This window comes from Amycolatopsis sp. Poz14 (assembly GCF_006704225.1).
GTDB classification, from domain to species: domain Bacteria; phylum Actinomycetota; class Actinomycetes; order Mycobacteriales; family Pseudonocardiaceae; genus Amycolatopsis; species Amycolatopsis nivea.
The window spans coordinates 1929107-1954404 of the sequence record NZ_JACLHD010000001.1; the positions used below are offsets into that span (position 1 = coordinate 1929107).

At 69.8% G+C, this 25298-nt stretch carries 20 protein-coding genes; 12 read left to right on the forward strand and 8 right to left on the reverse strand.

The genetic code is table 11. The annotated features are described in order from the left end of the window. Nucleotides 1-20: 20 nt before the first annotated feature. From FKO37_RS09580 to FKO37_RS09595, 4 genes are read left to right on the forward strand one after another with little or no spacing between them, the layout of a single operon-like run. The gene (locus tag FKO37_RS09580; RefSeq protein WP_238604266.1) at nt 21-1364 is read left to right on the forward strand and encodes a hypothetical protein; all 1344 of its coding nucleotides are present in this window, start codon (nt 21-23) and stop codon (nt 1362-1364) included. Beyond that, nucleotides 1364-1864: a hypothetical protein gene (locus tag FKO37_RS09585; RefSeq protein ID WP_238604267.1), complete on the forward strand. Its 501-nt coding sequence runs from the start codon at nt 1364-1366 to the stop codon at nt 1862-1864. Before FKO37_RS09580 ends, FKO37_RS09585 begins: the two co-directional genes overlap by 1 nt. Next, nucleotides 1857-4343 carry an Hsp70 family protein gene (locus FKO37_RS09590; protein ID WP_238604268.1) on the forward strand — a complete coding sequence of 829 codons (2487 nt, stop codon included), beginning with the start codon at nt 1857-1859 and terminating at the stop codon, nt 4341-4343. The genes FKO37_RS09585 and FKO37_RS09590 overlap by 8 nt, the downstream gene beginning before the upstream one ends. Beyond that, nucleotides 4343-5215 (forward strand): hypothetical protein, encoded by an 873-nt coding sequence (locus tag FKO37_RS09595; protein WP_238604269.1) that lies wholly within the window; start codon nt 4343-4345, stop codon nt 5213-5215. The genes FKO37_RS09590 and FKO37_RS09595 overlap by 1 nt, the downstream gene beginning before the upstream one ends. Here FKO37_RS09595 and FKO37_RS09600 read toward each other — a convergent pair. Then, a complete protein-coding gene (locus tag FKO37_RS09600; protein WP_134667455.1) occupies nt 5184-6548 on the reverse strand; it encodes a cytosine permease in 1365 nt (454 codons plus the stop codon). The genes FKO37_RS09595 and FKO37_RS09600 overlap by 32 nt on opposite strands. Before the next feature lie 209 nt (nt 6549-6757). On the opposite strand from FKO37_RS09600, the gene FKO37_RS09605 reads away from it, so the two are divergent. Then, the gene (locus FKO37_RS09605; protein WP_037816778.1) at nt 6758-7918 is read left to right on the forward strand and encodes an NAD(P)/FAD-dependent oxidoreductase; all 1161 of its coding nucleotides are present in this window, start codon (nt 6758-6760) and stop codon (nt 7916-7918) included. Here the strand turns inward: FKO37_RS09605 and FKO37_RS09610 are convergent. Together FKO37_RS09610 and FKO37_RS09615 are read right to left on the reverse strand one after the other, a co-directional pair. Continuing rightward, nucleotides 7911-8318, reverse strand: coding sequence for a hypothetical protein (locus tag FKO37_RS09610; protein WP_238604270.1), 408 nt, complete (start codon nt 8316-8318; stop codon nt 7911-7913). The two genes, FKO37_RS09605 and FKO37_RS09610, sit on opposite strands and share 8 nt — an antisense overlap. A gap of 42 nt (nt 8319-8360) precedes the next feature. Then, on the reverse strand, nt 8361-9275 hold the full coding sequence (locus tag FKO37_RS09615; protein ID WP_238604271.1) for a PHB depolymerase family esterase: 915 nt from the start codon (nt 9273-9275) through the stop codon (nt 8361-8363). A gap of 99 nt (nt 9276-9374) precedes the next feature. On the opposite strand from FKO37_RS09615, the gene FKO37_RS47515 reads away from it, so the two are divergent. Then, nucleotides 9375-10787: a tetratricopeptide repeat protein gene (locus tag FKO37_RS47515; protein WP_238604272.1), complete on the forward strand. Its 1413-nt coding sequence runs from the start codon at nt 9375-9377 to the stop codon at nt 10785-10787. Nucleotide 10788: 1 nt separating this feature from the next. Here the strand turns inward: FKO37_RS47515 and FKO37_RS09625 are convergent, their stop codons facing one another. Together FKO37_RS09625 and FKO37_RS09630 are read right to left on the reverse strand one after the other, a co-directional pair. After that, nucleotides 10789-11298: an HAD domain-containing protein gene (locus tag FKO37_RS09625; RefSeq protein ID WP_238604273.1), complete on the reverse strand. Its 510-nt coding sequence runs from the start codon at nt 11296-11298 to the stop codon at nt 10789-10791. 30 nt (nt 11299-11328) lie between these two features. Continuing rightward, nucleotides 11329-12300, reverse strand: a complete 972-nt coding sequence (locus FKO37_RS09630; RefSeq protein ID WP_374204237.1) for a glycoside hydrolase family 3 N-terminal domain-containing protein — start codon at nt 12298-12300, stop codon at nt 11329-11331. 402 nt (nt 12301-12702) lie between these two features. On the opposite strand from FKO37_RS09630, the gene FKO37_RS09635 reads away from it, so the two are divergent. Genes FKO37_RS09635 through FKO37_RS09650 form a run of 4 tightly spaced genes read left to right on the forward strand, consistent with a single transcriptional unit; the run spans nt 12703 to nt 16290 of the window. Beyond that, entirely contained in the window at nt 12703-13296 is a 594-nt protein-coding gene (locus FKO37_RS09635; RefSeq protein WP_037816773.1) for a LuxR C-terminal-related transcriptional regulator, read from the forward strand. A 14-nt stretch (nt 13297-13310) separates the two neighbouring features. Then, the gene (locus FKO37_RS09640) at nt 13311-14576 is read left to right on the forward strand and encodes an ABC transporter substrate-binding protein (protein WP_238604274.1); all 1266 of its coding nucleotides are present in this window, start codon (nt 13311-13313) and stop codon (nt 14574-14576) included. 5 nt (nt 14577-14581) lie between these two features. Next, entirely contained in the window at nt 14582-15466 is an 885-nt protein-coding gene (locus FKO37_RS09645) for a carbohydrate ABC transporter permease (protein WP_037816770.1), read from the forward strand. Further along, the gene (locus FKO37_RS09650; protein ID WP_043828178.1) at nt 15466-16290 is read left to right on the forward strand and encodes a carbohydrate ABC transporter permease; all 825 of its coding nucleotides are present in this window, start codon (nt 15466-15468) and stop codon (nt 16288-16290) included. Before FKO37_RS09645 ends, FKO37_RS09650 begins: the two co-directional genes overlap by 1 nt. On the opposite strand, the gene FKO37_RS09655 is transcribed toward FKO37_RS09650, so the two are convergent. The 3 genes from FKO37_RS09655 to FKO37_RS09665 form a co-directional block, all read right to left on the reverse strand. After that, entirely contained in the window at nt 16276-17355 is a 1080-nt protein-coding gene (locus FKO37_RS09655; RefSeq protein ID WP_238604275.1) for a hypothetical protein, read from the reverse strand. The genes FKO37_RS09650 and FKO37_RS09655 overlap by 15 nt on opposite strands. 69 nt (nt 17356-17424) lie before the next feature. After that, nucleotides 17425-21045, reverse strand: coding sequence for a BTAD domain-containing putative transcriptional regulator (locus FKO37_RS09660; protein ID WP_238604276.1), 3621 nt, complete (start codon nt 21043-21045; stop codon nt 17425-17427). Between the two features lie 63 nt (nt 21046-21108). Beyond that, on the reverse strand, nt 21109-24348 hold the full coding sequence (locus FKO37_RS09665) for a BTAD domain-containing putative transcriptional regulator (RefSeq protein WP_037816764.1): 3240 nt from the start codon (nt 24346-24348) through the stop codon (nt 21109-21111). 320 nt (nt 24349-24668) lie between these two features. On the opposite strand from FKO37_RS09665, the gene FKO37_RS09670 reads away from it, so the two are divergent. Beyond that, nucleotides 24669-24947 carry a WXG100 family type VII secretion target gene (locus FKO37_RS09670; protein WP_238604277.1) on the forward strand — a complete coding sequence of 93 codons (279 nt, stop codon included), beginning with the start codon at nt 24669-24671 and terminating at the stop codon, nt 24945-24947. Beyond that, a complete protein-coding gene (locus tag FKO37_RS09675) occupies nt 24944-25207 on the forward strand; it encodes a hypothetical protein (protein ID WP_134667447.1) in 264 nt (87 codons plus the stop codon). Before FKO37_RS09670 ends, FKO37_RS09675 begins: the two co-directional genes overlap by 4 nt. Nucleotides 25208-25298: the final 91 nt, after the last annotated feature.

Here is a 25298-nt window from a genome sequence, read left to right on the forward strand (position 1 = left end):
GTCGTTTTACCTTCCCGGGCATGGGAGCGAACGAGGGGCGCGGCCGGACCGCCGCGGCGCGGGTGCGGGAGGTGTCGACCCCCGAGCTGTACCGGCGCAACCCGTTCCGGCTCGTCGGCCTCACCGCGGTCGCGACCCGGCGCGAGGTGCGGGAGCGGCGACTTCGAGTTCTAGGGGTGCTCGAAGTCGGCGGCGCGGTGCCGGACGGGGTGCCCGCGGACGCGACCGTCGACGAGGTGCGGGCTGCCTTCGACGCGCTCGGCAACACCGAACACCGGTTCGTCGACGAGGTCTTCTGGATCTGGGGCGTGCCAGTCGACTGCGAATGCCCGATCCAGCTCCACCGCGCGCACGACAACGCGGTCGCCGCCTACGCGGCAGCCCTCGACGCGGAGGCCGACCGCACCGACGACCACCCGACTCCCTTGTGGACCGAAGCCGCCCGTTGCTGGACGGTGGTGCTGCGCAGCGAATCCTTCTGGCGGCATCTGAACCACCGCGTCGAGAAGCTGGGCGATCGACGGCTTGACGAATCCACTGTGGACGGATTACGGACGGCGTTGCCGGACGCGTTGCTCGCGCCGTTGATCGAAGTAGCCACGAGGTCGGCTGAGCCGCAGCGGTTCACCGGGTATCTCGCGTTGTTCGAGGCTGATCGGCACGCGGTCGAGGACGCACGGGCGGCTATCGCCGACGGGACGTATCGGCGGGTCGAGGCATTGCTCAAAGACCTTCGCGGCGACCTGGACGGCAATCGGGTGCAGGCCGCCGCGGAGCGGGCCGTCAAAGAGGTCGAGCCGCTGTTCGACCGGCTCGAAGAGGTGGTCCCGCGGGCGGAATTCCGGCGGACCGCCTCGCTTTCGGAGTCGATCGCGGTGGTGGCGAACAACATCGGGGTTGCCCTCGCGGAGGTGCGCGGCGCGTCCGCGAGCCTGATCCGGGACGTGTTCGCGGTCGCCCGGCGATACAGCCTCGACCCGGAGACACTGGAAGCCGTGGCGCGCAACGAGTTCGCTGCAACGGTGTACGCGCCGACTCCACCGCCGGAACGGGAACCGTCGGCGGCGCGGATTTTCGGAGCATTGCTGCACGCGTTGGCAGCATCAGTGTTCCTGGCTTTGAAGCTTCCGGAAAGCGCGCTGCTGGCGGTCATCTTTCTCGGCGCGGTTGCCGGTGCGATGACGAATTGCCTCCTCGCGGCCCGGCCGTGGATCGAGCCGGGCCGGTACCCGGTTCTGCTGGGGCTGGACTTCGTGGTTTACCTGGCGCTCAGTCCGGTCGAGCTGCCGTATTGGCTGGCTGTCGCCGTGGCGGCGGCGCTGTTGTATGTCGCCCCGTTCGTTCGACTGCGGAGGAGATTGTGATGCGAGACCGGCGGGGCGAAGAAGCGCGGCAGCGCAAGCAGCACAAGGAATTCCGGATCGCCGAACCTGGCCTCCAGCCAGAAGAACGCGCTCGGTTGCGGGAATTGCTTGACCAGCTCGCCGCGGTATTGACCACTAAGGACGACGCGCCGCCACTGTCCGAATCGGACCTGGCCGAGGCGGCGACGGCGTTGTGGCGGGCGCGGCGAAAGCTCGCCGGTGCCGAGGACCGGGTGGCGCGGCAGGCGGGCCGGTTCCTCAGCGCGAGCCAAGACGCGCTCGACGCGGCGGGCGTGCTGGTGCAGGACCACGACCGGATCCCGTTCGGCTCCGGGATGGCGCTCGAGGTGCTGTTGTTCCAGGACGAACCGGACCTGGACGTCGAGCGGGTGGTGGAGACCGTGCGGCCGTCGATTTACCTGACCGGCCGCCGGATCCAAATGGGACAGGTCATCGTCGGGCGCCCGGCCGCCCGGGGGAACGGGGAAGCGGATGCGTGACACGATCGATTTCGGGATCGACCTCGGCACCACGAACAGCGCGATCGCGGTGCTCGACGACGGTGCGGTGTCGGTGATCAAGAACAACATGCAGATGGATTACACGCCCTCCGCGGTCTGGTGCCGCCGGCGCGGCGTGATCGAGGTCGGGGCGGGGGCGCGGCGCAGGCTCGAGGACGACCCGGACAGCGTGCAGGTCGAATTCAAGCAGTCCATGGGATTGCCGGACGCGCGGCGGGAATTCCCGAAGGCCGGGGTCAGCATGACGCCGGTGGAACTGTCCGCGGAAGTGCTGCGGTCGCTGCGCAGTTCCGTTGCTCCGCGGGAAATGCCGGACGCGGCGGTGATCACCGTGCCCGCCGCGTTCCTGCTGAACCAGACCGAGGCGACGCAGGAAGCGGCGAAACTGGCCGGGTTCACCGGGAATTGCCCGCTGCTGCAGGAACCGACCGCGGCGGCGTTCGCGTTCGGGTTCCAGAACGAAAGCAAAGGCGCGCACTGGATGGTGTTCGACTTCGGCGGCGGCACGTTCGACTCCGCGGTCGTCAGCACTGCCGAGGGAGAATTGAGCGTGCTGCACCACGCGGGCGACACGCACCTCGGCGGACGCAACATCGACCAAGCGGTGCTGGACCACGTGCTGGCTCCGGAGGTGGTGCGACAACTCGGGCTCACCGATTTCCGCCGGGACAACCCGCGCTGGCGGCGGAACTTCGCCCGGCTGCGCAGTACCGCCGAGACCGCGAAAATCCAGCTCTCCCAAGCGGAACAGACTCAGGTGCTGCTCGACCTCGACCGGGGCGACGGGCAGGAGGAGATGTTCGAGTACACCCTGCGCCGCGAGGAAGTCGATCAGGTCGCGCGACCGTTTTATCTCCGTGCCGTGCAGTTGTGCCGGACCGCGCTGGAGTCGGCAAACCTGCGCCCGGCAGATATCGACCGGTTGCTGCTGGTCGGCGGACCGACGCTCGCGCCCGGGTTGCGCGAGCTGCTGGCCGATCCGTCGGTCGGGCTCGGCATTCCGCTCGACCACAGTCAGGACCCGAGCACAGTGGTGGCGCGTGGTGCCGCCGCATACGCCGGAACTGTGGCGCGCCCGAGGACGGTACGCCCGGCGAAACGCGGCGAGTACTCGCTGGAACTGTCCTATCCGGCCACTACCAGCCTGCCGAGCGTGCCAGTGTCCGGCCGCTGCTCGACGGACGGTTCGGCGGACTGGGCGCGGTTCCGGATCGCGCTGAGCGCCCCGCAGCGCAGGCCGGTCTACCGGACGTCCGAGGTCTCGCTTTCCGCGGACGGCACTTTCACCGTCGACGCGGTGCTCGACGAGCTGAGCACGAACCGGTTCGAGATCGAGCTGCTCGACCCGACCGGCGCGCGCGTTCCGGTGCAGCCGGACTCGCTCACGATCACCCACCAGCTCAACGAAATGATGGGCCAGACCGTGGTCAACACGGTCGGCCTGACCGAGGCTGATGGTTCCTTCACCCCGATGTTGATGAAGAACGCGCCGCTGCCGGCCGCGAAACGGCAGACGTTCTTCACCACGGCGACACTGTTGCGCGGCAACACGTCCTCGGTGATCCGGATTCCGGTCGCGGAGGGCGAACGTCGCCGCGGCGAGCGGAACCAGCAGGTGGGCGTCATCGAAATCCGCGCCAAGGACGTGCGATTCGACCTGCCGCGCGGCAGCGAGGTCGTGATGACTTTCGAGATGGACGATTCGCGCCAGGTGTCCGTGGTGGCCGAGGTTCCGTTGCTGGACAACGAATTCGAGGCGGTCATCGACCTCAAACAGCAGCACGTGCCGGATCCGCAGACGCTGCGGCGGCTGCTGAACGAGCTGGAAGCGCGGCACGAGCAGGTGCGGACGCAGGTCGAGGGGACGCGGTCGGACCGGGCGCGCGGGCTGCTGAACCGGCTGGACGAACAGGGGAGCGTCGCGGCGGTCCGGGACGAGGTGCGCTCCGGCGGCACCGACGAGGGGGCCGCGGTCGCCGCGGAACGGCGGATGCGCGACGTGCAGGCGGATCTCGACGACATCGAGGCGGAGCTGCGCGTACCCGAAGTGCTGGAACGGCTGCGGGACCAGATCGACCACTGCCGCGAGCTGGTCGACCGGGTCGGCGCGGACGAGGACCGGACCGAACTGGCCGAGATCGAGCGCCGGTACGCGACCATCGCCGACTCGCACGACGCCGAAGCGGGCGAGCGGCTGTCCGAGCGGGCGCTGGACCTGCAAGTGCTGTTGCTGCGCCGGGACGGTTCGCTGGATCTGGAGGTGTTCAACGCGCTGCGGGCCGCGCGCGACACGATGTCCGACCCGGCTCGCGCGCGGGAGCTGATCCGGGAGGGCGAGCACGTGGTCGCGACGTCGAACTGGGCCGCGCTGCCGGACGTCAACCGCCGGTTGCGGCGTCTGCTCCCCGACGACCGGCCAGGTCAGCCAGGCGGCGGCATTCTGCGCGGGGAGCGGTGATGAGCGGGCTTTCGCAGGCACTGGAACGGGAACTCGTCCTCGCCGAAGGCGCCGACCTCGCCCGACGCGGCGATTACGAGGCCGCCATCGCACTCCTGGAACCGGATTCGGCGGGCGATCCCGCGCGGCTCGATCTGCTGGCTCGCGTACACGCACAGTCCGGCGATCTAGCGGCGGCGGATGCGGCGTGGGCAGCCGTCCTGGCTTTGCAACCGGACAATTCCGCTGCCGAGGCGGGACGTCGGGTGATCGCGAAAGTCCACTCTGGACGCTTGCGACGGCGGCCGGTTCGGCGATATCTGCTGACCGCCGGTGCGGTGGTGCTGGTCGGCGGCGCGATCGCGGGTGGGGTGGTGTTGACTACGCGACAGCCGCCTCCTCCGGTCGCCACCGCGGCCAAGTCGGACGACAGTCTCCGCGCAGAGCTGGATCGCCTCCACAGCCAGGAAACCCGTGATGCCGCCGCCGCGAAGGAACGGCAGGAGAGGTTGAAGCAGCTAACGCAAACGCTGGCGGCACCAGGTGTGTCCACAAAGGCCGGTTCCGACGCGGTCACTGTCAGCTTCGGCCGCAGTCTGTTCAGTCCTAACGCGACAACTCCGAACGCAGCCGGGCGAACGGCGTTGACCGATTGGGCTCCTGTCCTCAAAGGACAGTCCCTTCGCGTCACCGTGATCGGCCACGGCGTCGCAGTCCCCGGCGGCCCAGCAAGCGGCGGTTCAACGGTCTCCTTGGCTCGCGCGTCCTCGGCGGCCCGAGTGCTGGCCGCGGAGAGCGGGTTGCCGTTGACCGCGTTCGCCGTATCCAGCGCGGATCAAGGCGCGGATTCGGGCCGGACAGTCACACTCGAAGTGCGACCGACCGGCGCATGAAAGCCACATACAACGCGCCAGGCACGATGAGCCCGAGCAACCACGAGATGTCCGCGCCGCCAAGCAACGGAGCGATCGGCCCGACGAAAATGCCTTCGACGTTGGCGAACGGGATCTGCACCGCGATACCGAGCACGTACGCGGCCAGTGCGGGCCAGGCCCAGCGACCGTAGCGGCCGTTCGGGTCGTAGAGCGCGTCGAGGTCGTACTTTTCCTTGCGCAGCAGATAGAAGTCGACCAGGTTGATCGAGCTCCACGGCGTCAGGAAGTACAGCAGAAAGTCCAGGAACAACACGAAGTTCGACAGGAACTGCCCGCGGCCGAGGATGGCGATCACCGCGCCGACCACGCCGACGCCTGCGATGTAGCCGATCCGTGTCGCCTGGGAGAGCGCGGCGCGGCGGCCGAAACCGGTCAGTGCGGTCGCGACGGTCATGTAGCCGCCGTAGATGTTCAGCACGTTCACCGTGAACTTGCCGAGCGCGATGGCCAGCAGCAAGGGAATGAGCAGCGCTTCACCGCCGAGGCCGACGACGTACGCGACTTCGTGGCCCTTGAACGCCTTCCCGGCAATCGCGTAGGCCAGCGCACCGAACGACATCGCCCACACCGCGCCGAGCACCGTGCCGCCGTAGGTCCACCAGAACGTCGCGCGCACCGACGTCGCTGACGGCAGGTAGCGCGAGGTGTCGGCGACGTACGGGCCGAAGGTGAGCTGCCACGACGCGGTCAGGGAGACCGCGAGGAGGAACTTCGGGAAGTCCAGGTGCGGCGCGGCGAGCACGGCGCCGAGGTCGTGCCCGCTGATCAGCCGGATCGTCAGGTAGAGGAAGACGATCACGGACAGCGCGGACGCGAGCCAGCCGAACCGGTGGATCAGCCGGTATCCGACGATCGCGATCAGCGCCGAGGCGAGTGCGTAGACCGCGATGGCGGCGTCCGTCGGCAGGTGCGTGATCTGGGCGACGGCCTGGCCGCCGAGCAGCGAACCGCTCGCGAAGTAGCCCAGGTACATCACCACGACCAGCACCAGCGGGAGCGCCGCACCGTATACCCCGAACTGTGCCCGCGACTGGATCATCTGCGGAATGCCGAGCTTCGGCCCCTGCGCGGCGTGCAGCGCCATCGGAATGCCGCCGAGCGCGTTGCCCGCCACGACCGCGACGATCGCCCACAGCGGATGCACGCCGACCAGCACGGTCAGCGCGCCGGTGACCGCCGACGTGATCTGGGTGTTCGCGGCGAACCACAGGGTGAAGAGGCTGCGCGGGTGCCCGTGCCGCTCGGACTCCGGGACCGGGTCGATCGAGCGTCGCTCCAGTGTGGCCGCCACGTGCCCCTCCTGCGGTTCTTCGGTGATTGCGCTGGACGAACTCAACGTCAGCGCGCTCTTCCGGCCAAGTAGCCGCCGGACGATTCTGTCTCGGATCCCAGACCCTGACCAGCTGTCAGCGCCTGGCAGCGGACTGCCAGCGAAGTGTGCGGCCGGTGCCAGCGACGGCCGCCACTCTTCGGAGGTCACCAGCTCACCAGGGGAGAACAATGCAGACTCCAGTCACCATCATCGGCGCCGGCCTCGGCGGACTGACCCTGGCCCGGGTCCTGTACCTGCACGGGATTCCGGCCGAGGTCTACGAGGCCGAACCGTCGCCGATGTCGCGGTCCCAGGGCGGACTGCTCGACATTCACGACTACAACGGCCAGCTCGCCGTCGAGGCGGCCGGCCTGATGGACGAGTTCCGCGGCCTGATCCTCGAGGGCCGCCAGCAGATGCGGATCCTCGATCCCGACGGCACCGTCCTGCTGGACCACCCCGACGACGGCACCGGCGGCCGTCCCGAACTCCTGCGCGGCGAGTTGCGGCAGATGCTGCTCGACTCGCTCCCCGACGGCACCGTCCGCTGGGGCCGGAAGGTCAGCGGCGTCCGCACGGTCGCCGACGGCCACGAGGTTTCCTTTGCCGACGGGAGTTCGGTCGTCGCGAAACTACTGGTCGGCGCGGACGGGGCGTGGTCGCGGGTACGCCCGCTGCTGTCCGACGCGGTGCCGGAGTACATGGGCCTCGCCTTCGTAGAGACCTACCTCTACGACGCCGAGACCCGGCATCCGGCGGCCGCGGAAGTCGTGGGCGGCGGCGGGATGGGCTCACCCGGACCGGACCGGCGCATCATGGTGCACCGCGAACGCGACGCCCTGCACACCTACGCGATGCTCAACAAGCCTGCGGAGTGGTTCGACGCGCTCGACGGCCTCGAGCCCCAGGACGCGCTCGCCCGGATCGCGGCCGAGTTCGCCGTCTGGGCCCCGGAAATCCGCGAGCTGATCTCCGGCGGCGACACCCCGCCGATCCTGCGCAGGCACTACACGCTGCCGGGCGTGCACCGCTGGGAGCGGACCCCGGGCGTGACGCTGATCGGCGACGCGGCACACCTGCGCGGCCCGAACGGCGAAGGCGCGAACCTGGCCATGCTCGACGGTTCCGACCTCGCCCAGTTGCTGGCCGCGCATCCCGACGACGTCGAGACCGCGCTGGCTCTGCACGAGGAACGGATGTTCGCCCGCAGCGAGGCGATCGCCGCGGAGTCCGCGGAGATGGTCAAGCGGATCACCGCCGACAACGGCAAGGACACCGCGAAGGTGGTCGCCGAAGGGTTCCGCCGGATGCTGGCCAAGAAGCGGGAACCGGCGGAACGGGTCAGCTGAGGGGTGCCTGGCTGCCGCGAGGTACGGCGGGCTTCGGGTCGATGGCCTTGAACTGCTCGAGCAGGCGGCGGGCGGGCGCGGATTCCGCGTCGAACGGGTCAAGCTCGTGCTCTGCCCTGCCGGGCAGCAGGGTCAGCACGCCGTTGCAGCGGAAGCAGAAGGCGAGCTCGAACAAGACCCCCTCGGCACCGTGCGCGCGAACTCCGTAGCGGGGCAGGAAGCAGCGCATCAACTCCCCGTCTGGCAGGTCGGAGATGAGCTCGGCGGTCGCGGCGGCGTCCTCGCCGTCCCAAACGCCGAGCACGTCCCCGGGGATGCTGACCCAGTCCCGGGTCTCGATGTCGGTGATCCGGAGACATTCGAAGCGCCGGATCTGGTCAGCGGGGGTTGGCAGGTGCACCCGGTCACGATGCCATACCCGGGGATCGCCCGGCGCGGAAATTCAGGCTCCGGCGAGGCGGTGCGCTTTGAAGAACTGAAGGATGACCGGGGTGGCGTCGAGCGCGGAAGGAGTGTCGGAGTCGTTGTTCGGGCGAGTGCTCGGCCAGACGTGTCCGGCCCCTTCCATCCGGTAATGCACCAGCGAGCATCCAGGCCACCACTGCTTCACCACGTTCCGCACCGGAGAAACCGAGACGGGGTAAGGGAAACACCGGTCGCGGGCGGCCCAGCCGTTCAACCAGTCCGGAATGGACGGCAGTCCCTTGGCCGGATTGCCGGTATAGGGAATGGTGGTGTCGGCGGTGCCGTGGAAGTCGAGCAGCGCGACCTTCCGGCTCGGCTGGCAGGCGCCGCCCTGGGGGTAGAACGCGCCGGAAACGGGGGCGAACGCGGCGATCCGGTCGGCCATCCGGCACGCAAGCACGCCGACGAACCCGCCGCCGTTCGATTTGCCCGCCGCGTAGATCCGGGCCGGGTCCACGCACATCCGGTGCTGCAGCGAGGTGAGCAGGTCGCCGGTGAAGCGGACGTCGTCGACCGGGGCCGAGTAGGGTGCGCCGGTCCAGGCGGATTTGCCGTCGGTGCCGGTGACGCCCTGCGGGTACACCGCGATCACGTCCGAGCCGGAGAAGCCGGACAGCTGTTCCTGGTACTCCGCCGTGCGGCCGTGCCCGTGATAGGAGAGGACGACCGGGTACCGCCGGTGCGAGTCGTACCGCGCGGGCACGTAGATCCGGTACTCGCGATCGATCCCGCCGGAGGTCAGATGCTCGACGGTCGTGGCGCCGGGATGGGCGACCGCCTGCCCGCACCCGGTCGTCGGCGATACCGCTTCGGCCGATGCGGGCGCGGCGAGCACCCCGAGTCCGATCGCCGCCGCTAGTACGGCAACGCCTGCACGGAAACGTCCGGACATCCGATCCTCCTCGATCGACGGGCGAGCGCGACAATAGTCACCCCGCATCGGCCCCGGACGAACCTTTCGTTCATTGAGTTAACGGCTAGGCTCGTTCCCGTGACGGACGCGGAAGAGTCCTCTGTCAACCGCATCGCCGGCGGCCAGTTCGACAAGGTCGTGATGGCCGGGGCGGTGCACGGCGACATCAACGTCGGCCGGTCGGGCGACAGCCCGGCGGACCTGGCCGACCCGCTCATCGCCTCGGTCCGCCTGAAACCCGGCGGAACCTTGGCCGACCTGGTGCTCGACACCGATCCGCCGCAGGTTGCCGTGCCCGGCGGGACGGTCCACGTCATCACGGTGGAAGCCAGAACGAACCGAGCCGTCGTCCTGCAATCCGCGCGGATCGCGGTCGTCTCGCGAACCCGGCCGCGCCCGGCGTGCCTGGTGGTCCGGGTCGGCGGGCACCTGAAACCGCGCCCCTTCACGACCGACTTCGACGCCCCGTCGCCGCGGCTGGTCGCGGAGGGCCCGGACTTCCCCTTCACCGTCAGCGCCACCGATGTCGAGCAATTCGAAATCGAACCGATCACCACCACCCACGAGGTCGCCTGGCGGCTGGAAGTGGACTGGACCTGCGCGGGCCGCCACGGCACCACGGTCATCGACAACCACGGCGAGCCGTTCCACGCGTACCCGGTGCCGGCGCTCTACTCCGGCCGCTCGCATACGGTGCTCAGCTCCGGCTGCGACCTCTTCCACGAACGCGGCTGCCCGTCGAACCTGCTCGCCGCGTCGGGTGCGCCCGTTTCGCTCTGGGACCAGCCTTCGTCCTACCCCGTGCTGGCTCCGCTCGCGGAAACTCCGGCTGCCGTGGACCGGGATCCCGACCTGAAGGAATCGTGGCCCGAATACCGCCGCGTCGCCAACGCCATCCGGATGGCGGCCGCCTCGGGCGACTTGCGCAGCCACGAGCCGCCTGAGCGCCGCGCGCTGCTCATCCGAGTGCTGCGCTACCTCTTCGTCTCCGGCCAAGCTCATCCCGGCGCCGCCCTGGGCCGGCTCATCCACGCCGAATGGACCACGGCGCTGGGCGCGGACCACCCGGACACCCTCGCCGCCGCCAACCGCCTGGCCGGTTGCCTGATCGGCACCACCGAACACGCGGAGGCACGCGACCTGCTGGCCGACCTGCTGCCCCGGGCGAGCCGCGTCCTGGGCGAGGAGGATCCGCTGACGTTGATCGTCGCGAGCAACCTCTGCGTGGCGTACATGGGGCTGAACGAATACGAACGCGCCCGCGACCAGACGGAGGACGTCCTGGCCCGAACCCGCCGCGCCCTGGGGCCGGACGCACTCGGCACCTTGCGGACTACCGGAAACCTAATGCGGATCCACCTCCGCCTCGACGACCGGGCCGCGGCGCTTGAGGTGCTGGACGACCTGCTGCCGAGGTGCCGAAGGGTGCTGGGGGAGGACCATCCCCTGACGGTGAGTGCTGCCGCGGAGCTGGCTCAGATCCAGGAGTGAGTCAGGGTTTGCCTTGCTGCAGGGCGGTTTCCGCCGCGGTGAGGTGGTCCGGGCCTATGCCCTTGGCTGGATGGACCGGGATCAGGGCGGTCGCGAGGCGTCCTCGGCGTTCGAGGAACCGCTGCCGGGCGCTGGGGAACAGCTCGAAGTCGTCGTCGAGCCACGCCAAGGGCCGCCCCGCTGCGAAGCGGCCGACCGCGCCGTATTTCCAGTCCGGGTGCTGCTCGTAGGCACGGACGCCGACCACGGGTAGCGCGGGCAGCCCGAGCGCCGGTCCGACGGTGGTGTTGGCCTCGTCTTCCCACGAACTCACCCACGCCAGATCGGCGCCAGTCCGCTCGGCGAGAGCCAGCAGCGCGGCACCGTGCTCCGGATTGAGCCAGGCCCGCCGCCCGGCTTTCCGCCGCCAGAGCGAAACACGCCACTCGTGCTCGACGTAGCCGAGCGGCGGAGCCTCAGCCGCGAAAGGGTTCAGCGGCCCGTCCACGTCGAGCAGCAGAATCGGCTTCACGCTCCGACGCTACGCAGCCCTCTCGCCAGGTCAAGGACGGCAAAACCCCTTCGCCGCCAACACCCGCTCCACCGAAGCCGCCACCTGCGCCCCGGACAGTTCCCCGCTCTCCACCGCCCGCTGGAGCCGGTCCACGACCGCCCCCACGTCGTTGTGCCCGGAGGAGAACAACGCCTGATCCGCCCCCGCCTGCAGCGCCTTCAGCACCGCGTCCGGCAGCGCGAACCGGTCCGTGATCGCCTTCATCCCGCCGAGGTCGTCGGTGATCACCGGCCCCGTGAAGTGGAACTCGTTGCGCAGCAACCGATACGCCTCAGGAGCCAGCGAGGCGGGCTCGTCCCCGGTCAGCCCAGGCACCTCGAGATGCCCGACCATCACCGCGACCTGTCCGTAATCCGAGATGTCGCGATAAGGCACCAGATCGACCCGGCGCAGCTGATCCAGCGGCGGCGTGACGACGGTGCCCCGGTGCGAGTCGCCCGAACCGTGGCCGTGGCCGGGGAAATGCTTCAGCACCGGCTGCACCCCGGCCGCGCGCAGGCCCTCGGCGAAGGCCAGTGCGTACTGCCGCACCTTTTCCGGGTCCGGGCTGTAGGAACGGTCGCCGATCACCGCGTCGTCGGGTTCGTCGCTCACGTCCGCGTCCGGTGCGTAGTCGACCGTCACCCCGCGTGCCCGCAGTTGCTTGCCCCGCTGCTCGCCGATCGCGCGCACCTCGTCCGGCGTCTTCGAGGCCGCCAGCTGCCGGGCGCTCGGGAGCGAGCCGTCGAGGTCGTCGATGCGCTGCACGCGGCCGCCCTCCTCGTCGACCGCGACCGAAACCGGGATCTTCGCCGCCCGCTGGACCCCGTCGAGCGCGCCATTTTGCAACAGCGTGGTCTTTTTGTCTCCCACGAAGATCCCGCCGACCTGCTGCGTCCGCACGAGGTTCGCGACGCCCGCCGGATCGCCCGCGTTGACGCCCGGCACCACCAGCTGCGCCACGCGCGCCCGCGGATCCATCGCCGACACCGCCGACGCGCACGACCCCCGTCCTGGCACAGTCTGCGCCGGCGAGGTTGACGCAGGTGGAGCGGCTTGCGGCGAGCTCCCCGCACTCGGCGGGGTGAGCGCGGTGGGCGTTGCTGTTCCGGAAGCGGAACGATCCCCGGAGCACGCGGAAAGCGCACATATGAGCGTCAACGCGCTGACGGCTCCTGCGGTGCTCCAGCGGGGTCGTGCGTGCGCCTTCATCATTTCCTCTGCTGGTCTGGACAGGTCTCCGTGACGGTAACGGAACCCCACCGGCGGGCCCAACTTCACGCTGTGAAGAATGAGCGCGTCCCGACTAGAGATTTCGTGAAGCCGCGGTGGGCACACTGACCGGCACACGACAAGCACAGGCTCTGCACCGGGGAGGCAGCGATGAATCAGGTCAAGGTTGCGGCATGGGCTTCGGACCCGATCACCCTCGCGGGCCTCATCGACCATCTGCGCACGCGCCGCGAGGTGCGGGTGATGCCGGGCCAGCAGCGCGGTGAAGCCGCGGTGCTCGTGTTCGCCGCGAACCGCGTCACCCGCGAGGTGAAGGCGGCGCTGCGGGCCGCGGCCTCGGAGACCCCCGCGGCCATCGTGTTCGTCGCCGGATACGTCGACGCCGACGATCTCGCCGAGCTGGCCGCCTGGCACGTCGCGGCGGTGCTGCCGCGCGATGCGATCGGCGGCGACCAGCTGGTGCGCAGCATCGTGGCCGCCGCCTCCGGGCGCGAGACCTCGATGCGGGACCTGCTGCAGCAGGCGGAGACCCTGCGCCGGGGCGGCGACCGCACCAACCTGTCGCCGCGCGAGGTCGACGTGCTGCGGCTGATGGCCGAGGGCTGGGACACCGCGGAAATCGCGAACAAGCTCTGCTACTCGGAGCGGACCGTGAAGAACGTGATCTACGGAATGACGAACCGGCTCAAGCTGCGGAACCGTCCGCACGCCGTCGCCTACGCGCTGCGCGCCGGAGTGATTTGAAGGATGCTCACCACGTGCGAAAGCTGACCCGGCGCCCGGCCGTTGCCGCGCTCGCCGCCGCATTCCTGTTACTGGCGGCCGCGTGCGGTTCCGCCGCGTCCTCGGGGAAGATCACGCTGAGCGTGGCCACGTTCGGCGAGTTCGGCTACGCGCCGTTGTTCGAGCAGTATCAGAAGGACCATCCGAACATCGAGATCCGCAGCCGGGTCACCGATTTCGACACGCATTTCAAGAGCCTCGCCACGCAGCTGGCGGCCGGTCGCGGCGCGGCCGACGTCGTCGCGGTCGAGGAGCAGTACATCCCGAAGTACATCCGGGCCAAGGACAAATTCGTCAACCTGGCCGATTACGGCGCGGACAAGCTCAAACAGCAATGGGCGCCGTGGAAGTGGGCGCAGGGCACCGCGGGCGATTACGTCTTCGGGCTCGGCACCGACATGGGCAGCCTCGCGATGTGCTACCGCCGGGATCTGTTCCAGCAGGCCGGATTGCCGACCGACCGCAAGGCCGTCGCCGAGCTGATGCCGGACTGGCAGGGGTACGCGAATGCCGCCGCCCGGTTCACCGAAAAGCTGCCGAAGGTGAAGTTCGCCGATTCGGCGGGCACCGTTTACACCGCGATGCTCAACCAGTCGCCGGAGAACTACTTCTCCGCCAAGGACGATTCCTACATCGCCGACCGCAATCCCAGTGTGCGCAATGCCTTCCAGCTGTCCGGCGGTCTCGCGCAAGCCCACGAAACGGCCGGCGCGACCACCTACACCCAGGCTTGGAACGTCGCGATCAAACAGGGCACCTTCGCCACGATCGCGTGTCCGGCGTGGATGCTCGCGCAGATCAAGGAAGCCGGCGGCGACGCGGGTAGCGGCAAATGGGACGTCACCACGGTGCCGGGCAACAGCGGCAACCAGGGCGGTTCCTTCCTCGCCGTGCCGAAGCAAAGCGCGCACCCGAAGGAAGCCTACGATCTCGCGCAGTGGCTGACCGCGCCCGCGCAGCAGAAACGGCTTTTCCTTTCCGACGGAATCCTGCCGAGCGAGCCCAGCGTGTACCAGGATCCGCAGGTCGTCGCGCACACCGATCCCTATTTCTCGAACGCGCCGGTCGGCCAGATCTACGCGGCGTCGGCGGACCGGCTGCGGCCGAACTACCGCGGCCTGCACGACGCGGACGTGCGTCCCGAATTCGGCCGCGCGCTCGGCCGGATCGAGGACGGGACGGAGAACGTCGAGCAGGCGTGGGCCGACGCGGTCCGGATGGGCCGCGACGCGATCAAGTAGCTGTCGTGGACCGGAAGCTCACCCCCTACGTCTTCATTCTGCCGTTCTTTGTCCTTTTCGGACTGTTCGGCGCGTTCCCGCTGCTGTACACGTCGTGGGTTTCCCTGCATCGCTGGGATTTGCTGTCCGGCCCAGAAGGCGGCCTCGGCCTCGCGAACTACGCGGAGCTGTTCAGCGATCCGCGGTTCTACAACGCGTTTCTCAACACCGTCAGCATCTTCCTGCTCGCCGCGATTCCGCAGTTCTTCCTCGCACTCGGCATCGCCGCGCTGCTGAACCGGCCGCTGCGCGCGGCGACCTGGTGGCGGGCCGGGCTTTTGCTGCCGAACCTGGTGTCCGTGGTCGCGGTCGGGCTGGTGTTCGCGCAGCTGTACAGCTCGGGTTACGGCGTGGTCAACGAGGTGCTCGGCTGGTTCGGGGTGCCGCCGGTGTCGTGGCAGTCGCATCAATGGTCGTCGCATCTCGCGGTCGCCAGCATGGTGATGTGGCGCTGGACCGGGTACAACGCGCTGATCTATCTGGCCGCGATGCAAGCGGTCCCGCAGGATCTGTACGAGGCCGCCGCGCTCGACGGTGCCTCGCGCTGGCGGTCGTTCTGGTCGATCACCGTGCCCGGCATCCGCCCGACGATCGCGTTCACCGCGGTCGCCGGGACGGTCAACGGGCTCCAGTTGTTCGCCGAGCCGCAGTTGTTCGACGCGACCGGCAACGGCGGTGCGGGCGGCAATGACCGGCAGTTCCAGACGCTCACGATGTATCTGTACGAAAAGGGCTTCGGCAAATTCGACGCCGGATACGCGGCGGCGCTGTCCTGGGTGATGTTCGTGATCTGCCTGGTGTTCGCGATCTTCAACTACCGGCTGGTGCGCCGGTTCGTGGGTGCGCCGTGATCCGCCGGGGCCGGGCCGGGGGCTGGGTGTACGCGGTGCTGGTGGGGCTGGTCGCCTCGTCGCTGTTCCCGCTGTACTGGTCGTTCGTGGTGTCCACTCGGGACAATGCGGCGATCGGCGAGACCTCTCCGCTGCTGCTGCCCGGCGGCCATCTCTTCGACAACATCCAGCGCGTCTTCACCACGGTGGACTTCTGGCTCGCGATCGGCAATTCGCTGATCGTCGCGACGACGGTGATGGTGTCCAATGTGGTCCTGTCCAGCTTCGCGGGCTTTTCCTTCGCCCGGCTCCGGTTCCGCGGTCGCAACACGCTGTTCTTCATCGTGGTCGGCTCGGCGATGGTGCCCGCACAGCTGGGCGTCGTGCCGCTTTACCTGGTGGTGAGCGATTTCGGCTGGTACGGCCGGCTCGAGGCGGTGATCGTGCCCGCGCTGGTGAGTGCGTTCGGCGTGTTCTGGATGCGCCAGGCGTGCGAGGGTTCGATCGACCAGGACCTGGTAGACGCGGCCACTGTGGACGGAGCGTCGATCCTGCGCACGTTCTGGCACGTGGCAGTCCCGGCGATCCGTCCACAAGCGACCGTTCTGGCCATGGTGACCTTCCTCGGTGCGTGGAACGACTACTTCTGGCCGCTGGTAGTCCTGGACCCCGCGCAAACGCCGACCGTGCAGGTCGTCCTGTCCCAGCTGGCCAGCGGCTACTTCACCGACTACGCCCTGATGCTGACCGGCGCGACCCTGGGTGTCCTGCCGGTGATCATCCTGTTCCTGCTCCTCGGCCGAAACCTGGTGCGCAGCATCTCGACCGGCCTACGGACGTCGTGAGACGTACTGCCCGAAGAACCCGGCGATCGCGGACCGCTGCACGGTGATGCTCACCCGAGGATCAATCGTCCCGATCCGAGTCTCCTGAACCTTCGGATCGACCGGCACTTGCTGCGCCAGCTTCGGCAGGAACCACTGGACATCGGTGTAGCTGTAATGCATCGCGGTCGCCAGCGTGATGTCCTGCTTGGGTGCCGAAGTGTGCTCCCACAACGACTTCCACGCCGGTGACGTCCGATGGCTGCGCGCCTGACCGTCGCTGGTGCTGCCCGATGACCCCATCAGCAGCACCGGCCGCGTCACCCCGTCCGCGCCCGCGCGAGTGAGCTGCTTGCCGTCGACGTCGTAAGCGAGCCACCCGTCCAGATCGGCCGCAGCGTCCACCCGGGAGTCCACCGTGGACACTTCGGCAGCGGTATCCCCGCCGAACGAATGCCCGATCACCCCGACCCGGCTCAGGTCCATCGCCTTGCCGAGCCCAGGAATGCCGGGCAGCTGGTCAAGAGTGAACCGGACATCCGCGACCCGCGTCCGCATGCCCGCCACCAGGTCCTTGCTCTGCTGAGAGAACACCACGCGCCCGTCCGGGAACACCACGAACGGTGCCTCACCGGTGTGATCGATGGTCACCACGATGTACCCACGACTGGCGAGATCCTCGGCTGTCGCACTGCCCAGCGCCCGCAGCGATGCCCAACCCGGCGAGTACACGATCACCGGCCACCGCCCCAGCACCGACGCGTTCGCCCGGGCGTGCGTCCGGACGGCCGCCCAGTCGACCTTGCCGGTCGGCAGCCCCAACGCTGGCGCCGCCCCCTGGTCAAAGTACGCCGCGGCCGCCGCGGGCAGGTACGGCGCCTTCGGCCCAGCGCCGGGCCGAGTGGGATACCAGACGCTGATCATCAGCTCCCGGCCCCGCGCCGAATCGACGAGATGGACATCGCGCTCGCCAATCGCGTGCGGGCCAGTTGGGGTAGGCAGCTCGAAAGTGGTCTCCGCCGCGGCGGGCGCGGCCCCTAAGGCGGTGAGGAGGAGGGCAGCGGCGAGGACTGTTCGGAAGCGCATGCCGGAACTCTGCCGTTCCAGCCTGGTCGCCCGCGCCTGCCGACCGTCGCCGGTGACCCCCGACTTTCGTCAACCGGTCCGGCGTGCCACAGCAGTCGCGAGCTCACTGCGCGACGGCGCATCCAACTTCCCGAGCAACCGCACGACGTGTGCCTGAACCGTCCGCCGAGGCAACCGCAGCTCCGTCGCGATTTCCGGATTCGACCGCCCAGCCGCGACGAGCCGGGCGATCCGGACCTCCAGCATCGACAGCGACTCCCACCCGTGCTCCGGCCGCGCCGACGTCAGCGAAGTCCCACGCTGCACGCCGACCGCCTGCAACCGCGTCTCCGCGTGCTCCAGATTCCACGCGGCCGAAAGCTCCGTGTACAGCGAAGCCGCCTCATCGAACGCGGCCTGCGCGGCGTCCAGCCGACCCACCCGAGCCAGCAGCACCGCCGAGTCCTCCAACGCGCTGGCCAGCTCCGGTTTCCGCCCCACCGCGCGGAAATGCTCCACCGTCCGCAGCACCGGATCCGGATCCTCGCCCAGCAACCCCCGGCACCATTCCGCGGCCGCGAACGCCCGCGCCGGTTCGAGTTCCTTCTCCGCCTCTTCGACACACACCGCCAGCGCCCGCTCCGCCGCGGCCCGGTCGCCCGCCGCCAGCGCGATCTGCGCGAACTGCGGCAACCACTGATGCCGCAACATCATCTGCGCGTAAGTCGGATTCAGAATCGGCTCGAACACCGTGATCGCCTTCTGCAGATCACCCTCCTGATAGGCGACCAGCGCGTGCGCGGCGAGCAAAAAGTCGAAACTCTCCCGCTCGGCACTGGTCGCGGGCGCATGTTCCTCCGCCGCGTCCAGCAGCGCCGCGGCCTGCGCGTGCTCGCCCCGCCGCGCCGCGATGAGTGCCGCGACCCCGTGCAGCAGCAGCGCCGCCGCACCCGGTTCCCGCAGGCCGAAGAAAGTGATCGCCGGACCGTCCTCGGTCACCGTGTCCAGTTCGACCAGCGCTTCGTCCCACCGGCCTTCCCAATACCGGTGCACCGCAACGGAAACCTGCAACCCGCTCGGCATGCTGTGCCGCCGCGTCACCTCGGCGGCCTCCTGCAGCGTCCGGTTCGCGTCGTCCAGCCGGTCGAGGTTCTGCAGCGTGAAGACCCGGTTGTCCAGCAGATCCAGGTGCAGGTCGGCCAATTCGTGCTCGTCGCCGACGGCCGCGATCGCCTCGTCCACGTGCTTCAGCGCGCTGGCGTGGTGCCGCCGCACGGAATCGACCAGCCACAACGTCTGCAGCGCGTGCGCGGTGAGGTAGCGGTCGCCGTCCGCCTCGGCCCGCGCGCGATGTGCGGTCTTCTCCGCGACGTCGAGGTCGTCGAGCCCGCCGCGCCGGAAGTTCGCGAGCAAATGGCGGCCGCGGACCCGCCACAGCTCCGGCACTCCCGGATCCTCCGCCGGATTCCCGAGCGTTTCCACCGCGAGCTGCACGTCGCCGCGGCGGAACCGCATCGCGGACACGACGTGGCGCATCTCCGCCGCGTTGTCCGGATCGCGCGACACCGCAAGCGCTTGCAACGCAAGGTCTTCCGGACTGCGTTCGAGCCGGAACAACACCCGCACCAGCGCGACCAGCAACGGTTCGCGGCGCGGATCGTCGTCCTCGACCACGGCGAGCGCGCGCTCCAGCAGCTCGACCGCGATCAGCGGGGCCCGGTTCGACACCGCGCTCTGGTGTTCCACGAGCCAGTCGAGCACCCAAGGGTCCACAGTGGACGGAACGGCCACGAGCTGCTCGGCGACCCGCTTCACCGGCGCGCCGATCTTGGCCAGGGCTTCGGCCGCCTGCCGATGCTGCGCGGCCCGCGTTTCCGGCGACAGATGGTGGTACAACGTCTGGCGCAGCAACGGAAGCCGGAACGCGAGCTGGGTTCCGGTGTCGAGCAGGATGTTGTCCGCCAACGCCGCTTCGAGCGGGCCGAGCAGGTCCGAGGGACGCTGTCCGAGCACCGCCGCGATGTCGCCCACCGCGAACTCCATGCCGAGAATCGCGCCCCAGCCGAGCACCTGCCGGGTCTGGTCGGGCAGCAGCTCCAGCCGCCGGTTGACCGCCGCGACGATCGATTCCGGCGGCTCGAACCGCAGCGGATCCGGGACGTCGGCGAGCCCGTCGAGGTGTTCGACCGCGCCCGAGTGCACCAGCGCGTCCAGCATTTCCTTGAGGTACAACGGATTGCCGCCGGCACGAGCGGTCAGGTCCCGCAGCCGCGGCCCGGGATCCGCGCCGATCTGCCGCTGCAGCAGGCACAGAACGTCGTCCTCGCCGAGCGGACCGAGGTCGAGCACGATGCCGTCCCGGGTCTCGACGCCGCGGCGCAGCTGAGTGATTTCCGGCCGCTCCGGTGCCGGTCGTGTCGCGGCGACCAGCAGCAACGGCAGCTGCCGGGCAGCCGCGGACAATCGGTGCCACACCAGCACGCTCGACTCGTCCGCCCACTGCAAATCGTCGACCACGAGCAACAGCGGCGATTCGGCGCACAGTTCGTCGACGAGCGCGAGCAGCCGGTCCACCGAATCCAGCACCGGGTCGCCGACGCGCCGCACCGGTTCCTCGCTGCTCAGCGCGACGCGCGCGCGGCGCGGATCCGGCGAATGCGCGTCGATCGCCAGGCATTCGTGCATGACCTGCAACGGGAACCGCATGCTCAGCTCGTCCGCGGCGACCCAGGCGACCTGCAGACCGCCGGCGTCGCCGAACGCGTGTGCCAGCAGCTCCGACTTCCCGATCCCGGCCTCGCCCTCGATCCACACCGCCCGCCCGCGGCCCGCGCGGACGCCGTCGAGCAGCTTGCGCAGCTTGCCGACCTCGGCTTCCCGGCCGAGCAACGGGTCCTGCGGCACCCGCACGACCGGCTCCGGCACCTCGGGCCGCGGCAGGTCCAGCGCCGGGTCTTCGGAGAGCACGCGCTGGTGCAGTTCGCGCAGCCCCGGACCGGGCTCCACGCCTAGCTCGGCGCGGATCGTGCGGCGTGCGTCGCGGAACACGTCGAGCGCGTCGGAATGCCGGCCGCTGCGGTAGAGCGCGAGCATCAGCGAGGCCCGCAGCGATTCGCGCAGCGGATACTCGGCGGTGAGCGCGGTCAGTTCGGCGATGATCTCCTGGTGGCCGCCCATTTCCAGCCTGCTGCGGGCTGCTCGGTCCAGGGTGTCCAGCCGCAGCTCGGCCAGGTATGCGCGATGCCGCTCGGCGAAGTTGCCGGGCACGCCGGACAGCGCTTCGCCGTGCCAGAGCTTGAGCGCGGCACTGAATTCAGCCACCGCCCGGTTGTGCGCCCCGGCCTCAGCCTCGCGTTTGCCGTTCTCCCGGTGCTGCTCGAACTTCGCCGAGTCCAGCGCTTCCGGCGCGAGGTCGAGCGTGTAGCCAGCCGGGCCGGACCCGAGCACCGTCGACGCGGACCATCGGGTGCGTTCCGGCTCCAGCGCGCGGCGCAGCCCGGAAATGTAGGTGTGCACGCTGCCTTCGACACTGGCCGGCGGCGACTCGCCCCACACGCCCGCGATCAGTTCCGCGCGCGGCACCGGCCGTCCGGCGGCGACCGCCAGCATGGCGAAGACCGCCCGCTGCCGCGCGGGTCCGAGCGAGATTTCGGTCGTCCCGCGCCAGGCGCGCAACGGGCCGAGCGCCGTCACCCGCAAATCCCCTGGCATGCCGTTCCATTCGCCGTGTTGACCGAGTTTACCGGTCGATCATGGACGCGAGTCCACCCCGGTTCACTCTCCTGCCGCACGCGCGCGGACCGGACTGGCCCGCCGGATGCCGTACGGCTGCATCCGCGTCTCGGCCCGCCGCACGTCCCAAGCCGCGCCGACCGAGGTGTAGCTGGTGAGTGCCGCGAGGAAAGCCGTGCGCGCCTCGTCGAGACGGCGGTACTCGGCGAGCAGGATCGCGGCGTCCTCGCTGGCCCGAGCGTGTTTGAGCATCCGTCCGGCGGCCTCGTAGTGCGTGGCGGCGCCGAGGATCGCGTCCGGATCCGCGGTGACCAGGCCCCGGCAGTGCGCGGTGGCCGCGGTGTGCGACGGCGGAGTGTCGTACCCGCTGGTGTCGCCCATCAGCCGCAGCGCCCGGAACGCGTGCGGCTGGTCGCCGAGCTGCATGGCGAGCCGGGCGAGGTCGGGCAGCCACTGCTGGCGCGCCGCGGGCGGATAGTTCTGGCCCAGCAACGGGAGAAGCGCGGCGAGCGCGGCTTCCGGATCGCCTTCCAGCTCGGCGAGCTGGGCGCGCGCGGCGAGCAGGTAGTCGCCGCCGTTCGGTTCGAGGCCGTGCGGGAACTGGTGCCGGGCCGCCGCGTCGAGATGTGCGCGCGCCTCGTCCGGTTCGTCCCGGTGGCTCGCGATCAGCGCGCCGACGCCGTGCACCAGCAACGCCGATCCCGGGCTGCGCAACACATACGACGCGGTTTCCGCACCGCCCCGGATCACCGTGTCGAGTTCGGCCAGCGCCTCGCCCCACCGGCCGCGCCAGTAGTAGTGCACCGCGCCGGCCAGGTGCATCTCGCCGGGCACCGCCCGGGTCGCGGCCAGCCGGCGCGCGGTGCTCAGGTCCGCGTCGTTGTCGAGTCCGTCCAGCACACCCAGTTCGGACAGATCCGGTGCGGCCGCTCGATGGTCGACGGCGAACCGCTCGATGGTCACGCGCAGGGTTTCGTGCCGCCCGCGCCACATCTCCGGCACCTTCGGATCGGCCAGCGTACGGCGGACTTCCGCCGAGGCTTCGGCGAATTCGCCGCGCCGGTAATAGATGTAGGCGAGGATCCAGCGCATTTCCGCGGCCTGCCTGCTGTCCTGGGTGCGCGCGACGACCGAACGCGCCTCCGCTTCCGGCTCCCGGCCGAGCCAGAACAGCAGCCGGGCGAGCGTGGCAGTGAGCGGTTCGCGGGCCTCGGCGGGCAGCACAGCCTGCTTGACCACCTGTTTGAGCAGATCCACCGCGACCCGCGGCGACTGCGCGGCGACCGTGCCGATGTGCTCGACCAGCCAGTTCGCCATCCACGGGTCAACCTGCGCGGGAGCCGCCGCCAGTTGTTCGGCGACGCGTTCCGCACCCGCTCCCGCACCATCGAGCGCTTCGGCCAGCTGCCGGTGCAGCGCGACGCGCATCGCGGCTGGCGTCTTTTCGTACAACACGCGGCGCAGCAACGGATGCCGGAACGCGAGCAGATCGCCGGACTCGACCAGCACCCCCGCGGTGAGCGCTTCTTCGACCGCGGCGACCAGTGCGGTCGGCGCGCGTTCGGTGGCGATCGCGATATCGGCGAGCGAGAATTCCTTGCCCAGCAAGGCGGCCCAGCGCAACAGGTCTCGCGCGGAACTGGAGAGGAAGATCAGATACAGCGTGACCCGCGAGCCGAGCGGCGACGGGATCGAGCGGCACGACGAACCGTCCACAATGGCGTGCGCGCCGTCGAGCAGGATCATCGAATTGGCGAGCAGGGTTTCGACGATTTCCGTGGCGTAGCGCGGGTTTCCGGCGGCGTGGCCGAGCAGCACCGAGAACATCCGGTTCGGCGGCGCGCCGGTGAGATCCGCGGCGATCTTCCGGATCTCGTGGTCCGGCAACGGTTCCAGCCGCAGCAGCGAGGTCGCGCCGGACGACAGGTCCGCGGCCAGCGCTTCGAGCGCGGCCGAGCGGGGGAGCGGACGGCTCGCTCCGACGAGCAGCAGCGGCAGCCGCCGAGTCTCGCGGGCGAGGTGCTGCCACACCTGCAACGTCGTTTCGTCCGCCCATTGCAGATCGTCGACCACGAGCACGAGCGGGCCGTCCGCGCACAGCTGCCGGACCAGTCCGAGAATGCCCTGCACCGGGTCCAGGTCCGGGTTCTCGGCGAGCGCCACCGCGAGTTCCGCGCGGCGCAGGTCCGAGGCCCGCGGGTGCACGCCGAGCGCGTCCAGCAGCGGACGCAGGGCAAAGCCCTGGTCGAGCGAGTCCGCGGCGGCGAACAGCGCGGGGTAACCGGTTTCGTGCGCCAGCGCGACGGTTTCGGCCAGCAGCGCGGTCCGGCCGATTCCCGGTTCGCCCTTCACCCACACCGAACGGCCGAGGCCGCCGCCGAGACCGGCGACGGCCTCGCTGAGCAGCTGCAGTTCGTCTTCCCGCCCGACGAACGTCGCCGGACGCGGCGGCAGCACCGGCAGCGGGAAGCGGGGGACCTTCGTGACCGGCGCGGGCGTGACCGCCTCGTCGACGGCCAGCAGCTTTTCGTACAGCTCCCGCAGCGCGGGACCCGGCTCGGTGCCGGACGCTTCGACCAGCCGCTCGCGCAGCTCGGTGTAGACGGTGAGCGCCTCGTGATGCCGGCCAGCCTGGTCGAGTGCTCGCATGAGCAGTCCGTGCAGCGGCTCGCGGAACGGGTGTTCCGCGGCGAGTTCGCCGAGCTGCGTGACGAGCCCGGCGGATTCGCCCGAGTCCATCGCCAGCTCGGCCCGGCGTTCGACGGTCGCCAGCCGCAGTTCCTCCAGCCGCACCCGCTGCGCGGTCGCGTAATGCCCGGAGAGACATTGCAACGGCGTGCCGTCCCACTCCCCGAGAGCCTCGTCGAGCACGCTCCGCGCCTCGGCCCGGCGTCCCTCGGCGAGCAGCCGGTTGCCGAGGTCGCGCAGGGCGCTGAAGCGGTGGACGTCGATCTGCTCCGGTTCGACACAGAGCGAGTAGCCGGATCCGGTGGACGCGATCAGCCGCGATTCGGCGCCTTTGCGGCGGCCCGGTTCGAGGACGCGGCGCAGCCCGGAGATATAGGTGTAGATGCTCCCCTGCGCGCTGGCCGGGGGCGAGTCGCCCCACACCGCGTCGATGAGCACTTCGCGGGAGACGGTGCGGTTCGGCGAGAAGGCCAGTACTGCGAAAACTGTGCGCCGATGAGCGGAACCGAGGTCGAGCTGCCGGTCGCCGAGCCAGGCTCGCACCGGTCCGAGCAGCTGGATTTCCGGCGCCGGGACGCCGCCGGATGCCGACATCGGTCTCCCTTCACGCGCTGACGGATCGTCACACGCCGGATGCCACTGGTGAGCTTACGCCGAAAAGGTGACGTCGCGGGACCGCCCCGGGTTGCTTTTGCCGGTCTTGTCCAGCGAATTGTCCGGTGGACATGGTCGGGGGAGAGGCCCGCCGGTGAACGCCGGGCAAACCGGCCGGGCGGTCCGGCAGGCACACCTGCCGCGACAAAGGGGCATCGGCCGCGCTCCCCGGTTTCCGGACGGGAATCCCTGCGGCAGCCTCGATGAGGAACCCGCGCGCTCGATTCGCGGCTTCGGCGCGGCGGTGGTGAGGAGGAGGCGTGGACCCGGTTCCGGCCCCGGCGGGGGCGAGGTTCGCGGCGGCGATCGACGCGGCGAACGCCTGTTTCGGCACGGTGAACAGCGAAATGGCGGCGCTGCAGGCGTCGTGGCGCGGCGAGGCGGCGGTGCGCTTCGGCCAGGCGATGAACGATTGGGAGCAGCAGTTCGATCGCATTCTGGCAAGTCTGGCAGATCTCGTGGACGTCGCGCGCGGTACGGCCGCGTCCACCACCGCACAGTGCTCAGATGAGCGCGTGCGGTGTTCTGATCATCGATGAGCGGCGATCCCGGCTTCGAGCAGGCCGCCGAAGTGTTGTCCCGGATCCGCCGCACGACCGGCGACCTCGGCGCGGTGCTGGCGGAACTGGAGTCGGCGGTGGAACCCGAGGTGGCCGCCTGGCCCGCCGCGGCGCGCGCCCGCTACCGGGAGGCCAAACGGGAGTGGGCCGCCGCGCTCGACCGGATGCCCGAATGCCTCGACCGGGCGGCGCAAGCCTTCCGCGAGATCTCGTCTCCAGACCCGAAAAGAGGCCGCTGAGCAGGGAAAACCCCGGTTTTCTCCACCGGCCTTCACGAGCGCGCCAGAAAACGTGAAGTCTCGCCCGCCACACTGCGTCCAGGCAATGTGA

Coding starts and splice junctions, on each gene's coding strand:
- FKO37_RS09580 (WP_238604266.1), top strand. CDS start 21: ATGGGAGCGAACGAGGGGCGCGGCCGGACCGCCGCGGCGCGGGTGCGG.
- FKO37_RS09585 (WP_238604267.1), top strand. CDS start 1,364: ATGCGAGACCGGCGGGGCGAAGAAGCGCGGCAGCGCAAGCAGCACAAG.
- FKO37_RS09590 (WP_238604268.1), top strand. CDS start 1,857: ATGCGTGACACGATCGATTTCGGGATCGACCTCGGCACCACGAACAGC.
- FKO37_RS09595 (WP_238604269.1), top strand. CDS start 4,343: ATGAGCGGGCTTTCGCAGGCACTGGAACGGGAACTCGTCCTCGCCGAA.
- FKO37_RS09605 (WP_037816778.1), top strand. CDS start 6,758: ATGCAGACTCCAGTCACCATCATCGGCGCCGGCCTCGGCGGACTGACC.
- FKO37_RS09615 (WP_238604271.1), bottom strand. CDS start 9,275: ATGTCCGGACGTTTCCGTGCAGGCGTTGCCGTACTAGCGGCGGCGATC.
- FKO37_RS09630 (WP_374204237.1), bottom strand. CDS start 12,300: ATGGATCCGCGGGCGCGCGTGGCGCAGCTGGTGGTGCCGGGCGTCAAC.
- FKO37_RS09635 (WP_037816773.1), top strand. CDS start 12,703: ATGAATCAGGTCAAGGTTGCGGCATGGGCTTCGGACCCGATCACCCTC.
- FKO37_RS09655 (WP_238604275.1), bottom strand. CDS start 17,355: ATGCGCTTCCGAACAGTCCTCGCCGCTGCCCTCCTCCTCACCGCCTTA.
- FKO37_RS09660 (WP_238604276.1), bottom strand. CDS start 21,045: ATGCCAGGGGATTTGCGGGTGACGGCGCTCGGCCCGTTGCGCGCCTGG.
- FKO37_RS09665 (WP_037816764.1), bottom strand. CDS start 24,348: ATGTCGGCATCCGGCGGCGTCCCGGCGCCGGAAATCCAGCTGCTCGGA.
- FKO37_RS09675 (WP_134667447.1), top strand. CDS start 24,944: ATGAGCGGCGATCCCGGCTTCGAGCAGGCCGCCGAAGTGTTGTCCCGG.